The following is a 13,065-nucleotide window of genomic DNA, read 5'->3' on the forward strand; positions in this document are numbered from 1 at the left end:
CCCGCAACCAAAATCACAAAAACCCAAATCAGCCCGTCAAATCTACAAACAGTCAACCGGACTGTTTGCTTAACGAGCAAACCTCGGCAGGCTCATAACCTGAAGGTCAGAGGTTCAAATCATCCCCCCGCAACCAAAATCCAAAAGACCAGGCAATCAGGAAAGTCACAAGAATAGCGCGGATAGTACCGTCAAATCGTTCGGTTCTAGTTCGGATACGCGACGGTGCGAAATTTGGATTCGAGCCAGTCGAATCTCGACGTCATCGGCTCGACGAAATGAAGAGTCATCAGTTCCTGCATGGTCTCGTGGATCAGCTTTGATGTCGCAACGGGATGTACATTACTGGTAAAGAGCGACACCGTGCGGGCAAAGCTCTTGCCTGGAAATGGCAGGACCTTGGTGGACTCGTGGTACCGCTGCGCGCGGTAGTAGCTGGCCGCCGTTGTAACGGTCCAGCCGCAGCCGTCTGCGACCAGGCCGATTATGGATTGATTGCACTCTAATTCAAACTTGTTCGGTAAGCTGATCTTGCTGCGGTTGAGTTGCATCTCAATCAGCTTGCCAATTGTATGATCCCTTGAATAGCGAAGGAAGGGCAGCTTGTGCTTTGAACGGATCAGATCCTGCATGTTGCCCGCGTAACTGGGCGGTAGAACAAGGATGAAGGGATCACGCATAAGCGGGTATTCAAGCAGTCCTTCGACGTTTTCTGCCGGTCTGGTCGCAATCCCGGCGTCCAGCTTTTGTGCTTGCAACTTTTCGATGATCTCGTGGCTTGGTCGCGCGAAGTGCCGGAAATTGCATCGCGGCAGTGCGGCAGACAGCGAACTGAACATCTCGGGGGCAATTTGATTGTCGAAATCATCGATCAGCGCCAGCCTCAGATCCGTGGCATGCTGCCAACTGCCGGACCGGATTTCCGCCTCGCCCCGCTTTAGCGCCGTCATCCCTTCGTAAACGTGCCGTGCATAGACGATCCCGGCGGGCGTCAGGCCCATCGGTCTGTGACTATGATCGACGAGATCAACGCCCAGAGCTTTTTCCAAACTGCGTAAATGATTGGACACTGTGCTGATGGATAGGCCGGTTTCGGCAGACACCTTCTGAATCGAACCAAGCTTGGAAATCAGCTGGAAAATTTCCAACCATCTGAGGCTGAGTGACTTTTCGGGCATTTGGAACCTCGGCACAGACGCTCTTTCTAGAAAAGCGAAGCAAAGTTTCGGTTTTTTCGCAATCAATTTTTTGTTTCACCCTTTACTCTGCCGCAGATTATGATTTCGTCACTACGGCCGAGTTCGAAATCTCGCAATAATCGAACCGAAGCCAGACCAGCACGGAGAGAGTAATCAAAATGATCAAGAAAAAACTGTTGTCATCGGCATTTGCCGGCATCGCCGCCCTGACTGCATCGCAGGCTGCGGCGCTGGACGAGATCACCGTCGCGTATTTCCTGGAATGGCCGATGCCGTTCCAATATGCCAAGGCAAATGGAACCTATGAAGAAGAGCTTGGCGTCAAGATCAACTGGGTTTCCTTCGATACCGGTACTGCGATGTCGGCAGCAATGGCCTCGGGTGACGTACAGATCGCCGTAAGCCAGGGTGTGCCACCGTTTGTGGTGACCACATCGGCGGGTCAGGACATCCAGATTGTCGACGTGGCCGTCAGCTATTCTGACAACGACAACTGCGTCGTCGCCGAAGCGTTGGAGATTGACAAGGACAGCGCGGGCGAACTGAACGGCAAGAAGGTTGGCGTTCCGATCGGTACTGCCGCGCATTATGGCTTCCTGTCGCAGATGTCGCATTTCGGCGTTGATGTCGGTTCAATGGAAATCGTTGACATGGCACCAGCTGATGGTGCTGCTGCCTTCGCGCAAGGGAACCTGGATATGGTTTGCGGTTGGGGTGGCGCGCTGCGCCGCATGGTCGAACACGGAAACATCCTGCTGACCGGTGCCGAGAAGGAAGAGCTTGGTATCCTGGTGTTTGACGTCACCAGTGCGCCGTCCAGCTTTATCGAGGAAGAACCCGAACTGCTGTCGAAGTTCCTGAAAGTGACCGCAGATGCAAACGCCCAGTGGAATGCTGGTGACAGCAAGGACGAAATGTTGCCGGTCATCGCCAAGGACGCGGGTATGGACCCTGCTGATGCTGAGGCCACGATCGCCACATTCACCTTCCCGTCCGTTGACGAGCAACTGTCTGACAAGTGGCTCGGCGGCGGCGCGCAGAGCTTTATGAAGGGTGTCGCCAACGTGTTTGTGGATGCCGGCAGCATCGAATCCGCATTGGATTCGTATGATGGTGCGGTGAACGCAGGTCCGCTGACCGCTGCGCAGTCGGCTGCAACCAACTAATTCACTGGCAAGACAACGTGGTAGGCCGGCTCGGATTCCGGGCCGGCCCATTTATAAAAACAGGAAGGAAGCAGAATGCCCGAACTGGACATTGTTGATTTGTCCATGCGCTTTGACCTGCCCAATGGGTCTTCGGTGCAGGCGCTCAAGGACGTATCGCTGAGTTTGAAAGAAGGCGAGCTTATGTCGGTTCTTGGCCCGTCTGGATGCGGCAAGACAACCTTGCTGAATATCCTCGCAGGGTTTCTGGCACCAACATCGGGCAAGGTGGAGTTGAACGGCCACATCGTCGAAGGCCCCGATGCGGAACGCGGCATGGTGTTTCAAAAAGGTGCGTTGTTCGAATGGATGAACGTGCGGGACAATGTGGAATTCGGCCCACGCATGAAAGGCATGCCCAAAGCAGAGCGGGAAAAGATCTCGGATCACTTGCTGGAGGTCGTCGGCCTACAGGACTTCAAGGAAAAGGCGGTTTACGAACTGTCCGGCGGTATGCAGCAGCGCGTCGCGCTGGCGCGATGCCTGGCCAACGAACCGGACGTTATCCTTATGGACGAACCTTTGGGTGCTTTGGATGCGCTGACGCGGGAAAAAATGCAGGGGCTTGTGCTGAAACTTTGGAAAGAGACGGGCAAGACCATCATTCTGATCACCCACTCGGTTGAAGAAGCCCTTTTGCTGGGCGAACGTCTGATCGTCATGGCACCGCGCCCGGGGCGCATCCACCGTGAATACAATCTTCCCTTCGCCGAGCGCGGCGTAAACGCCGATTTGCGCGACGTGAAAAAGTCCGAGGGCTTTGCAGAAAAACGCGACGAAATCCTGTCGATGATCTGGGAGATGGAAGAGGAAATCATGGGTCGGACGGAGCAGGTCGCATGATTGTTCTTCTTTTCTATCTGGGTCTTTTTGGCGGTGCTTTCTTCATCGTTTACGCCATGCGTCGGGGACTGCAGTCGCGTCAGGATTTCACCAGTCTGAAAACGGTGACGTTCGGGGATGAAAGCGCAGTGCGCGCGGACCGGGCGGCCTCAATCATATCTGTCGTGGTGATCTTTTTGATCTGGGGCGCGTTCACCGGGTCCAAGATCATGCCAATCCACGTTCCTGGGCCATTTGTGGGCGAAACCCAGTTTACCTATACGCTGGAACACCCGGATGGCAGCACGGACGATGCGACTGTGTTTGTACGCGTTCCGGCATTTGGCGAGGAAGCGGAGAGTTTCGAGGTTGAACCCGGCACGGGATTTGCCAAAGACGTCGCCTTTGCTGCGCCGGCTGGTCGGTCCTCTACTATTTTGTTCGACAAAAATGACGAGGTCACCCGGTCGGATGGCGCCAAGATCATCGCGATCAACGGCACAGCCATCGGTCCGGATGACACAGTGGACACGGGCGACGGATCGGTTTCGCTGACCGGAAAGGGCGCAATCAGCTTTACGCCCAAGCAAGGCCTGCAAATGAACCCCATCTGGTTGCCTGCGCCGGAAACGGTTGTGGCGCGGTTCTTTGAAATCGCAAGCGAGGGCTATCAGAACTTTTCGCTCTGGCAGCACCTTGGTTGGTCTCTGCTGCGTGTCATTGCCGGGTTTGTCGCGGGTGCGATTGTCGGCATTCCGCTGGGATATGCGATGGGATTGTCGGGATGGTTCCGCGGTTGGTTTGATCCGATCGTCGAATTCATGCGGCCGGTTCCACCGCTGGCGCTGATCCCGCTTGTGATCATCTGGTTCGGCATTTGGGAGACTGGCAAGATCGTTCTGCTGTTCCTGGCGGCGCTGTGGATTATGACGATTGCGGCCCGAGCGGGCGTATCAGGTGTGAATATTTCGAAAATTCACGCGGCATACTCGTTGGGGGCTTCGAAGTGGCAGATCATGCGTCATGTGATTGTCCCGAACTCGCTGCCCGAGATATTCACGGGTGCCCGGGTTGCGATGGGTGTTTGCTGGGGTACGGTTGTTGCGGCAGAACTTGTCGCCGCCCAAAAGGGGGCCGGTATGATGATCATCGCCGCATCCAAGTTCCAGCTGACCGACATCGTGATCATGGGGATCGTGCTGATTGGAATTATCGGCTACGGCATCGATATTCTGATGCGAAAGGCCGAGAATATCCTGGTTCCCTGGAAAGGCCGCAGCTGATCGCAGAAACAGAAAACCCCGGGCGTTGCCCGGGGTTCTTTAATTTGGGACTGTGGCTAAGCGAAGGGCTTAGCCAAAGACGCGACCCAGCGCACCGTCAACCGCATCAGTGATCTGATCAATATCGTCTGCCGCTGCAATCAGTGCCGGCGAGAAGCACAACGTGTTGTTGCGGCCCGGGACTGATCGGTTGGTCACACCAATGATCACACCTTGCGCCATGCAGTCGGCCACCACGGCCTGAGCCAGCTTTTCTTCCACCGGCTCGCGTGTTTCGCGGTCTGCGACCAATTCAGCACCCAGGAAAAGACCCTTGCCGCGCACGTCACCGACAACCTTGTGCTTTTCCATCAATGCCTGAAGGTTGCCCATCATCCGCTCGCCCATCGTGACGCAATTGCCCAATAGGTTCTCATCTTCGATGATGCGCATGTTCTCAATCGCCGCCGCTGGCCCGGCGGTGCAACCGCCGAAGGTCGAGATATCGCGGAAATAGTTCATCGGGTCCGAAGCGTCGTCCTTGAACATCTCAAAGACCTCTTCGGTTGTTACCATGCAGGCAATCGCCGCATAGCCCGAGGCCACACCCTTGGCCATGGTCACGAAATCGGGCTTCACGCCGTATTGCTGATAGCCAAACCATGTGCCTGTCCGGCCCACACCGCAAACAACTTCGTCGATGTGCAACAGGATATCGTACTTTGTGCAAATCTCCTGCACGCGCTGCCAGTAACCTTCGGGTGCTTCAATCACGCCACCGCCTGCGGTCACAGGCTCAAGGCACAGGGCACCAACGGTGTCGGGGCCTTCGCGCAGGATCACCTCTTCGATCTGATCCGCGGCCCATTCGCCGAAATTCTCTTCTGGCGCGCCGTTCAGCTCGTGCTTGCGGTATTCCATGCAATGCGGCACGCGTACGAAGTCTGGTGCGAAGGGGCCGTATTGGGCGTTGCGTTCGTCCTGACCACCTGCGGACATCGCCGCCAGGGTCGAGCCATGATAATCACGATCGCGATACAGGATCTTGGTTTTCTTGCCGCCGTATTTCTTGTGCGCGATCTGGCGAACCATCTTGAACGCCTTTTCATTCGCCTCGGACCCCGAGTTTGTGTAATACACGCGGCTCATACCCGGCATTTTGCTGATCAGCTTCTCGGCAAAGATCGAGCCCGGGATGGAACCGGCAGAATTGGCGAAATAGCACAGTTTCATCAGCTGGTCGTAGACCGCCTTACAGATCGATTCGCGGCCATAGCCGACGTTCACCGTCCACACGCCGCCGGATACGGCATCCAGATGCTCTTTGCCATTCTGATCCCAGACACGCATGCCTTTGCCTTCGACAATGATACGCGGATCATTGGTTTCAAAGGGTTTATGCTGCAGCAAGTGGTGCCAGATATGGGCGCGGTCAGCCTCGACCACGCGGGAAAGATCGTTTTCGTTGAACGTGCCGTCCATGACATGTCCTTTCAGTCAGATGCGATGTTCCGGGTATGGGATAAGTCCCACGATAGCATGAAATTGCGATAGCTCAGATCACCGCGAAAGGCATGGCGACAATAGGGCCAGATTGCATGATAGATTATTGCCAGAACCCTGGTGCGCCGTATTTCTACGGGTTTGTCAGACGCCCAACTTTGTGGTCAAGTCGCGCCAATTGAGATTTGGGAGGATCCGCAAATGACAGCATCCGGTATCTATACGCGTCATTTGGACAAAAACGCCGCAAACTATGCTCCGCTGTCGCCGCTCAGCTTCATCGAACGCACGGCTCAGGTGTATCCCAACTACCCTTCGGTGGTCTATGGGGATCGGCGTTACTGCTGGGGGGAAACCTACGCACGTTGCCGACGTCTGGCCAGCGCCCTGTCTTCTCACGGCATCGGTTCAGGCGATACCGTGTCGATCATCGCCGCCAATATTCCCGAACTGTACGAGGCACATTTCGGCGTACCCATGGTCGGGGCCGTGCTGAACGCGATCAACACGCGGTTGGATGCACCGATCATCGCGTTCATTCTAAACCATGCTGAATCCAAGGTTCTGTTGGTCGATCCTGAGTTTTCGGGTGTGGCCAAGGAAGCCCTGAAACAAGTGGACCACGACCTGTTGGTCATCGACATTGATGACCCCAGCTTTGAAGGCGGCGAAAAACTGGGTGATCTGACCTATGATGCGCTGTTGGAGGACGGCGACCCCAATTTCGCGTGGTCGTTACCGGCGGACGAATGGGATGCGATCACCCTGAACTATACATCCGGCACGACCGGCAATCCCAAGGGGGTCGTTTATCATCACCGGGGGGCCACGTTGAACGCCCAGTCGGATCTGCTGGATTGGAACATGCCGAAACACGCGGTCTACCTTTGGACTTTGCCGATGTTCCATTGCAACGGCTGGTGTTTCCCCTGGGCAATGGCCGCAAATGCCGGCGTATCGGTCTGTCTGCGTGCGGTGCGGGCAGAGCCGATCTATGCCGCCTTCCGGGATGAGAAAGTCACCCATTTCTGCGGTGCGCCCATTGTTCTGAACATGCTGGCCAATGCGCCGGATGACCTCAAGGATTTCGACCACGAGATCAAGGTCATGACCGCTGGCGCCCCGCCACCGGCGGCCGTGATCGAAAAGATGGAGGCGATGGGCATCGAGGTTACACACGTCTATGGCCTGACCGAGACATACGGACCATCTGTGGTTTGCGCGTGGAAAAACGAATGGAATGATAGGGTGGCAGAGGATCGCGCCGCCCTCAAAGTGCGTCAGGGTGTGCGATACACTGCGCTGTCGGGCCTGATGGTTGCGAACCCTGAGACACTGGAACCAGTTCCCGCCGACGGCGAAACGATGGGCGAGATCTTTATGCAGGGCAATGTGGTCATGAAGGGCTACCTCAAGAACGCCGATGCCACCGACACCGCATTCAAAGGCGGTTGGTTTGCGTCAGGCGATCTGGGTGTGATGCATCCCGATGGCTATATCGCACTTAAGGATCGATCCAAGGACATCATCATTTCGGGCGGTGAAAACATCTCGTCCGTTGAAGTCGAAGATATCTTGTACAAACACCCCGCCGTGATGGAAGCCGCCGTTGTCGCGCGTCCAGATGAAAAGTGGGGCGAAACCCCATGTGCTTTTGTTGAACTGAAGCCCGATGGGCAAGCCACCGAAACCGAGATCATCGCGTTTTGCCGGGACAACATGGCCCACTTCAAAGCTCCGAAAACGGTTGTGTTTGGGGCGCTGCCGAAAACATCTACCGGCAAAATCCAAAAGTTCAAATTGCGGGATCGGGCGCGCGAACTGAGTTAAGCGCCCATCTTGTCAAAGATCGACAGATCAAGCGCGAGCAGTTCCCCCATCCAAAGGGCGTGATCCCGATGATCCGCCAGATGGTCGCCTGTCTCCGGGTGGGTAAACACGGTCAGCCCATCGCGGTTCAGCATCAACCACGGAATGACCTGATCAAAGACCTCAGGGGCAAACCCAAGCTGACAGCTCCACCGCGGATGCGGACCGACGTTGCGCGCGTGCATCCGGCCCATCTGAACGGGAAACAAGCGCGCCGCCTCTTCGCAGACCTTCTGCGCTGTGTCCTGGGTGTCGGCGTCAAAGTAAACATGCGCGTGATAACCGGTGATCTGGGGCATATCGGGCTCCTGTCTTTGTCGGGTGAGCCTACAAAGCCAAGTGGCGCTGTGTCACTTCTGTGTCTGCAAACATGAACTGTGCGCGGGGTTAACCGGGGGCGTGGGACTGCGGGTGCGCTGCGGCAAACGCAGGGTGATCCGCGCACGCGGCCTCGACCGACAGAATTCGGGGCATTTCAGATAAATCCACCTGCCAGCGCCGGGCATTGTACATTTGCGGGATCAGACATATGTCCGCCAATCCTGGCGACGCCCCGACGGAATAGGGTGCTTGATCAAACCGGCCAAGAAGCGCTTCAAACGCCAAAAGGCCGGGTCGAATGAAATGGCGCATCCAATCGCCCGGCATGTCACCTTTCCCATCGCTCAGGACCGTTGCGTGGCGCGCGACGGACAGGTTGCAGACCGGATGTACGTCCACCGCAATGCTGTGTGCAAGCGCCTGCACGGCTGCCCGTTCTGCGGCCGTCTGCGGCAGCAGGTTCAGGTTCCGCGTATGGTCCAGATAATCAAGAATGGCCAGGGATTGCGTCAGTCGCAACCCGTCGATTTCGAGGACTGGCACCAACCCCTGCGGATTTCGAGCCAGATGATCGGGTTCTCTCTGTGCCCCTTTCACAAGATCGACAGTAACCGCGCGATAGTCGATGCCCGCAAGATTCAGGGCGATGCGCAGGCGGTAACTGGCGGACGACCGCCAATAGTCGTAGAGGACAACATCGGACATTACAGGGTCACTCTTGCTCTAGCGCAGCGGCGTGCAATGCCTGTCTCAGAACTCCGTTGTCGCCGATATGGTTGGCCAGAACCAGAATCAGACGTGCGTTCAGCGCATCGCTGGCCTGTTTCTCCAACCCTTCATGCGCGTCAAGAAGATCGGCGTAAAAGTCGTCAGCGTGGTCAAAATTGGGGGAAAGGATCAGGTCGGCCATTATGCTTACTCCTTACCTGTGGCGCGACGGACAGCCTGCCGGAACGCGTTTTCCTCAAAGGTATCGCGGCGGGCGGCGACGTGCTGATCGGGGCGGATCAGGTAGACCGCGCTGGTGGCATCGCCGAGATAGCGGCGTTTCAATGCCAGTGACGGGTCGTCCTTGACCGACAATGCAAGCCGCGTGACCTGAACACCGTCCACGTCCATCTGGTCTGGTGCATCAGTGTCGATTGTCAGCAGGGTGAACCGATCAGCCAGTTTTGGTAGCAGGTAGCCATCACCCAGCGGGGCATCGGGGCAGGCTGAGCCCGGTCTGGTCGTGGCAGGGCCATTCAGACCATCTGCCGAGTTCAAGGGTGATCCGTCATAGGTGCAGGGTGTGCTGAGGCGACCGGAATTGACCATTGGACGCGCGAAATCATAGTGCTCGCTCAGGTCCAGTACAGCGTCACGCATAATGCAGGACATTTCCGATTTGGGTGTGATGAAATCCGTGGACCGTGTCGAGTTCAGGATATTCTCGTCGGCGCCATGGATGCGCTCGACGTCATAACTGTCCAGCAAGGACTCGGGTGCGGTTCCGTCGAGCACCATCTTGAGTTTCCAACACAGGTTGTCCGTGTCCTGCAGACCGGAATTTGCCCCGCGCGCACCGAAGGGGCTGACCTGATGAGCGCTGTCACCGGCAAAGATAACGCGACCATGTCGGAACTGCTCCATCCGGCGGCATTGGAAGGTGTAAATGCTGACCCATTCCAGTTCAAACTTGACGTCGTCGCCCAGCATCGCCTTGAGGCGCGGGATCACGTTTTCGGGGCGCTTTTCACGTTCCTTGTCGATGTCCCAACCCAATTGCAGGTCGATGCGCCAAACGCCGTCGGGCTGCTTGTGCAGCAGCGCGGACTGGCCTTTGTTGAATGGTGGATCGAACCAGAACCATCTTTCGGTCGGGAAATCAGCCTCCATTCGAACATCGGCGATCAGGAAATTGTCTTCGAACACACGTCCGACAAAATCCTTGCCCATCATGGTTCGCATCGGGGAATTTGCGCCATCGCACGCGATGACCCAATCCGCCTCGACAATGTACGAGCCCTCTGGCGTTTCCACTTCAAGCCGGACGTGATCGGGATGGGTGCCGACGGCTTCGACCTTGTTGCGCCCCCGGATTTCGATGGGCGCGCCTTCTGCCTGCAAGTCGCGGATTCGGTCGACCAGGTACTCTTCCAGATAGTATTGCTGCAGGTTGATAAAGGCCGGGCGTTGATCGCCCGCCTCGGGTTGCAAGTCGAATTCATAGACCTTTCGGTCATCAAAAAATACTTTTCCCTTGTTCCAAAGAACGCCCTTGTCGACCATCGGCTGTCCGCAGCCGAGACGATCCAAAATCTCAAGCGGGCGTTTGGCAAAGCAAATTGCGCGACTGCCGAAACTGACCTTGTCGTTGTCGTCCAGCACCACAACCTCGACGCCTTGTTGGGCGAGATCAATGGCTGCGGCCAGTCCGACCGGCCCCGCGCCAACAACGATAACCTTGTGACGCACCGGAGCCGGAGCGGATTGGTCCGGGTTGGATTGATAGGCGTATAGCGGAACTTCGAAGATCTTGTTCACAGGCTCTCTCCCCTTCTCTGGCGCGCAGGCGCGTAGCAGACGGTCTCTGGCGTCAGTCGCCAGATGTTCCTGGCTATTCTCTCACTGTCTGTCACGAACCGATACGATCTGGATCAAATTTGGGCGGGCGCGTCTCAGCCCTGCAGGGCCTCCCACATCTCCAGATCGCGTTGGGCGGTCCAGATTCGGGGCGTGTCGATACCGCGTGCTTCGTCATAGGCGCGCGCCACGTTGAAGGGCAGGCAGTGTTCATAAATCGCATAGTCTGCGAATTTCGGATCACATTCGGCACGCACGGCGTCCCATGCTTCTTTCAGGCTGCCGCCACGCGCGGCGACCTTTGCCGCCGGGCGATAGGTGCTGGACACAAAGTCGCGGGTGTTTTCGATCGCGGCGTTGACCATATCCTTGCCAACCAGCGCATCACCCCGGCCCGGCGCGATGGCGTCGACATCAAACCACTTGATCTGATCCAGCGTATCACCCCAGTCACTGAAATGACCGTCGCCGCAATAGCAGGCCGAGTGGTACTCGACGATATCGCCGGTAAACATCACGTTCTGATCCGGCACATGGATCACGATATCGCCAGCGGTGTGGGCGCGGCCCAGATGCATCAGGTCAACCCGGCGATTGCCGAGATAAACGGTCATCGTGTCGCTGAAGGTCGTCGTGGGCCATGTCAGACCAGGGATGCTCTCATGCCCTTCGAATAGGCGGGGGAAGCGTTGGAATTCGCTGTCCCAGTCCTCTTTCCCACGTTCGACAACCATGGCGCGCGCCATGTCGGACATCAGGATTTGCTGTGCCCCAAAGGCGCTGGCGCCCAACACGCGCACCGCGTGATAGTGCGTCAGCGCGACATGCGTGATCGGTTTGTCCGTCACCGAGCGGACGCATTCGATCACCTTGTTGGCCAGACGCGGGGTGGCCTGCGCCTCGACAATCATCACGCTGTCATCACCGATGATGACGCCTGAATTCGGATCACCTTCGGCAGTGAATGCATACAGCCCTTCGCCCACCTCGGTGAACGAAATCTTCTTTTCTGACATGTCCCCCTGGGACGCAAAAGCCTTAGCCATTTTCTTTGAGTTCCTTATCGTGCGTAGGGGTTTTCAAGAGCGGGAAGAACAGTGCCCGTGCAATCGCCGAAGCCGATGGTATAACCATCGCCCTTGGCGGCACCGGTCAGGGTCAGGGTGTCACCGTCCTCTATAAAGCTGCGGGTTTCACCCGTGTCCAGCGTCAGCGGCTCCTTGCCGCCCCAGCTCAGTTCAAGCAGCGAACCACGCTCCGGTTTTGTCGGGCCGGAGATCGTGCCGGACCCCAGCAGATCGCCGGTATTCATCGGGCAGCCTGACGTGGTGTGATGCGCCAGTTGCTGCGCCGCTGAATAATACATCTGGTTGTAGTTGGTGCTGGCGATGCGCGTTGGGATCTGACCCTCGGGGGCCATCGTCACCGACAGGTCGATGTCATACAGCATCGGGCCGCAATCCTTCAGGTGATCCAGCAGTTCGAATTCGCGTGCAGGCGTGTCGCAGCGGAACGGTTCCAGCGCAGCCTTGGTCACGATCCACGGGCTGATCGATGTCGCGGTCGCCTTAGCCTGAAACGGGCCAAGTGGCTGGTATTCCCACGCCTGAATATCCCGCGCCGACCAGTCGTTCAGCAGGACATAGCCAAAGATGTTGTCATCCGCTTCCTGAACCGAGATCGGACCGTCCGAGGCGGTGCCGACAATCGCGCCCATCTCAAGCTCGATGTCAAAGCGGCGGCTGGGCAAAAAGGCTGGCACCTCCTGATCGGGGGATTTCAACTGACCCCACGGACGGCGAATGTCGGTGCCCGAGACCACCACGGACGAGGCACGGCCATTGTACCCGATGGGAATGTGCAACCAGTTCGGCGGCAACGCATTTTCCGGGCCACGGAACATGGTGCCCACGTTGAAGGCGTGGTTCTTGCCCGCATAGAAATCGGTGTATTCGCTGACGGCAAACGGCATGTGCATCTCTGCGGCCTCTTGCGGGACGAGAATCCCTTCGACCTTATGCTGCGCGTCAGACCCTTCGGCCAGAAGCGCCGTCAGCCGGTCGCGCAGCGCCGCCCAGACGGCGGGGCCTTCTTCCATCAGCGGGTTCCAGAACGGCAGGTCAAACAGCGGCTCGTCCGACAGCGCGATCAACCCGTCCGCCTCGGCGGCGGTGACATCGAGGATCATGTCGCCGATCGCCACGCCGCAGCGGGGATCGGTTCCCTCGGTCGAGAACACACCATAGGGCAGGTTGTTCAGCGGAAACGGGTGGTCGGCGGAATTGGCCGATGCGACCCATGATTTCATCAAAGGCATAT

Annotated in this window: 12 protein-coding genes; 4 read left to right on the forward strand and 8 right to left on the reverse strand. The window is 57.3% G+C overall.

Features of this window, described 5'->3' with window-relative positions; genetic code table 11:
* Nucleotides 1-206: 206 nt before the first annotated feature.
* Complete coding sequence (locus tag RA28_RS19865) at nucleotides 207-1,178, reverse strand: LysR family transcriptional regulator (RefSeq protein ID WP_039532649.1); 972 nt, start codon at nucleotides 1,176-1,178, stop codon at nucleotides 207-209.
* 179 nt (nucleotides 1,179-1,357) lie between these two features.
* Here RA28_RS19865 and RA28_RS19870 point away from each other — a divergent pair, with 179 nt between their 5' ends.
* The 3 genes from RA28_RS19870 (at nucleotide 1,358) to RA28_RS19880 (ending at nucleotide 4,509) form a co-directional block, all read left to right on the forward strand.
* Nucleotides 1,358-2,365 carry a taurine ABC transporter substrate-binding protein gene (locus tag RA28_RS19870; protein WP_039532651.1) on the forward strand — a complete coding sequence of 336 codons (1,008 nt, stop codon included), beginning with the start codon at nucleotides 1,358-1,360 and terminating at the stop codon, nucleotides 2,363-2,365.
* Between the two features lie 75 nt (nucleotides 2,366-2,440).
* Nucleotides 2,441-3,247, forward strand: coding sequence for a taurine ABC transporter ATP-binding protein (locus RA28_RS19875; RefSeq protein WP_039532653.1), 807 nt, complete (start codon nucleotides 2,441-2,443; stop codon nucleotides 3,245-3,247).
* Entirely contained in the window at nucleotides 3,244-4,509 is a 1,266-nt protein-coding gene (locus tag RA28_RS19880; protein ID WP_039532655.1) for an ABC transporter permease, read from the forward strand. The genes RA28_RS19875 and RA28_RS19880 overlap by 4 nt, the downstream gene beginning before the upstream one ends.
* Before the next feature lie 69 nt (nucleotides 4,510-4,578).
* Here the strand turns inward: RA28_RS19880 and RA28_RS19885 are convergent, their stop codons facing one another.
* Complete coding sequence (locus tag RA28_RS19885) at nucleotides 4,579-5,970, reverse strand: aminotransferase family protein (RefSeq protein ID WP_039532657.1); 1,392 nt, start codon at nucleotides 5,968-5,970, stop codon at nucleotides 4,579-4,581.
* 222 nt (nucleotides 5,971-6,192) lie between these two features.
* Here RA28_RS19885 and RA28_RS19890 point away from each other — a divergent pair, with 222 nt between their 5' ends.
* Entirely contained in the window at nucleotides 6,193-7,821 is a 1,629-nt protein-coding gene (locus RA28_RS19890) for an acyl-CoA synthetase (protein WP_039532659.1), read from the forward strand.
* Here RA28_RS19890 and RA28_RS19895 read toward each other — a convergent pair.
* From RA28_RS19895 to fahA, 6 genes are all read right to left on the reverse strand, one after another.
* Complete coding sequence (locus RA28_RS19895; RefSeq protein WP_039532660.1) at nucleotides 7,818-8,159, reverse strand: DOPA 4,5-dioxygenase family protein; 342 nt, start codon at nucleotides 8,157-8,159, stop codon at nucleotides 7,818-7,820. The two genes, RA28_RS19890 and RA28_RS19895, sit on opposite strands and share 4 nt — an antisense overlap.
* Nucleotides 8,160-8,247: 88 nt before the next feature.
* A complete protein-coding gene (gene maiA, locus RA28_RS19900) occupies nucleotides 8,248-8,886 on the reverse strand; it encodes a maleylacetoacetate isomerase (RefSeq protein ID WP_039532661.1) in 639 nt (212 codons plus the stop codon).
* A gap of 7 nt (nucleotides 8,887-8,893) precedes the next feature.
* Nucleotides 8,894-9,091: a DUF2783 domain-containing protein gene (locus RA28_RS19905; RefSeq protein WP_039532662.1), complete on the reverse strand. Its 198-nt coding sequence runs from the start codon at nucleotides 9,089-9,091 to the stop codon at nucleotides 8,894-8,896.
* A 5-nt stretch (nucleotides 9,092-9,096) separates the two neighbouring features.
* A complete protein-coding gene (locus RA28_RS19910) occupies nucleotides 9,097-10,707 on the reverse strand; it encodes an FAD-dependent oxidoreductase (RefSeq protein ID WP_039532664.1) in 1,611 nt (536 codons plus the stop codon).
* 134 nt (nucleotides 10,708-10,841) lie between these two features.
* Entirely contained in the window at nucleotides 10,842-11,792 is a 951-nt protein-coding gene (locus RA28_RS19915; RefSeq protein ID WP_039532666.1) for an MBL fold metallo-hydrolase, read from the reverse strand.
* Nucleotides 11,793-11,806: 14 nt separating this feature from the next.
* The gene (fahA, locus tag RA28_RS19920; RefSeq protein WP_039532667.1) at nucleotides 11,807-13,063 is read right to left on the reverse strand and encodes a fumarylacetoacetase; all 1,257 of its coding nucleotides are present in this window, start codon (nucleotides 13,061-13,063) and stop codon (nucleotides 11,807-11,809) included.
* Nucleotides 13,064-13,065 lie beyond the last annotated feature (2 nt).

It is taken from the genome of Ruegeria sp. ANG-S4 (assembly GCF_000814005.1).
Lineage (GTDB): Bacteria > Pseudomonadota > Alphaproteobacteria > Rhodobacterales > Rhodobacteraceae > Ruegeria.

Excerpts from the sequence above, each read along its gene's own strand:
- RA28_RS19865 (WP_039532649.1), bottom strand. The coding sequence starts at position 1,178 with ATGCCCGAAAAGTCACTCAGCCTCAGATGGTTGGAAATTTTCCAGCTG.
- RA28_RS19870 (WP_039532651.1), top strand. The coding sequence starts at position 1,358 with ATGATCAAGAAAAAACTGTTGTCATCGGCATTTGCCGGCATCGCCGCC.
- RA28_RS19875 (WP_039532653.1), top strand. The coding sequence starts at position 2,441 with ATGCCCGAACTGGACATTGTTGATTTGTCCATGCGCTTTGACCTGCCC.
- RA28_RS19880 (WP_039532655.1), top strand. The coding sequence starts at position 3,244 with ATGATTGTTCTTCTTTTCTATCTGGGTCTTTTTGGCGGTGCTTTCTTC.
- RA28_RS19885 (WP_039532657.1), bottom strand. The coding sequence starts at position 5,970 with ATGGACGGCACGTTCAACGAAAACGATCTTTCCCGCGTGGTCGAGGCT.
- RA28_RS19890 (WP_039532659.1), top strand. The coding sequence starts at position 6,193 with ATGACAGCATCCGGTATCTATACGCGTCATTTGGACAAAAACGCCGCA.
- RA28_RS19895 (WP_039532660.1), bottom strand. The coding sequence starts at position 8,159 with ATGCCCCAGATCACCGGTTATCACGCGCATGTTTACTTTGACGCCGAC.
- maiA (WP_039532661.1), bottom strand. The coding sequence starts at position 8,886 with ATGTCCGATGTTGTCCTCTACGACTATTGGCGGTCGTCCGCCAGTTAC.
- RA28_RS19905 (WP_039532662.1), bottom strand. The coding sequence starts at position 9,091 with ATGGCCGACCTGATCCTTTCCCCCAATTTTGACCACGCTGACGACTTT.
- RA28_RS19915 (WP_039532666.1), bottom strand. The coding sequence starts at position 11,792 with ATGGCTAAGGCTTTTGCGTCCCAGGGGGACATGTCAGAAAAGAAGATT.
- fahA (WP_039532667.1), bottom strand. The coding sequence starts at position 13,063 with ATGCCTTTGATGAAATCATGGGTCGCATCGGCCAATTCCGCCGACCAC.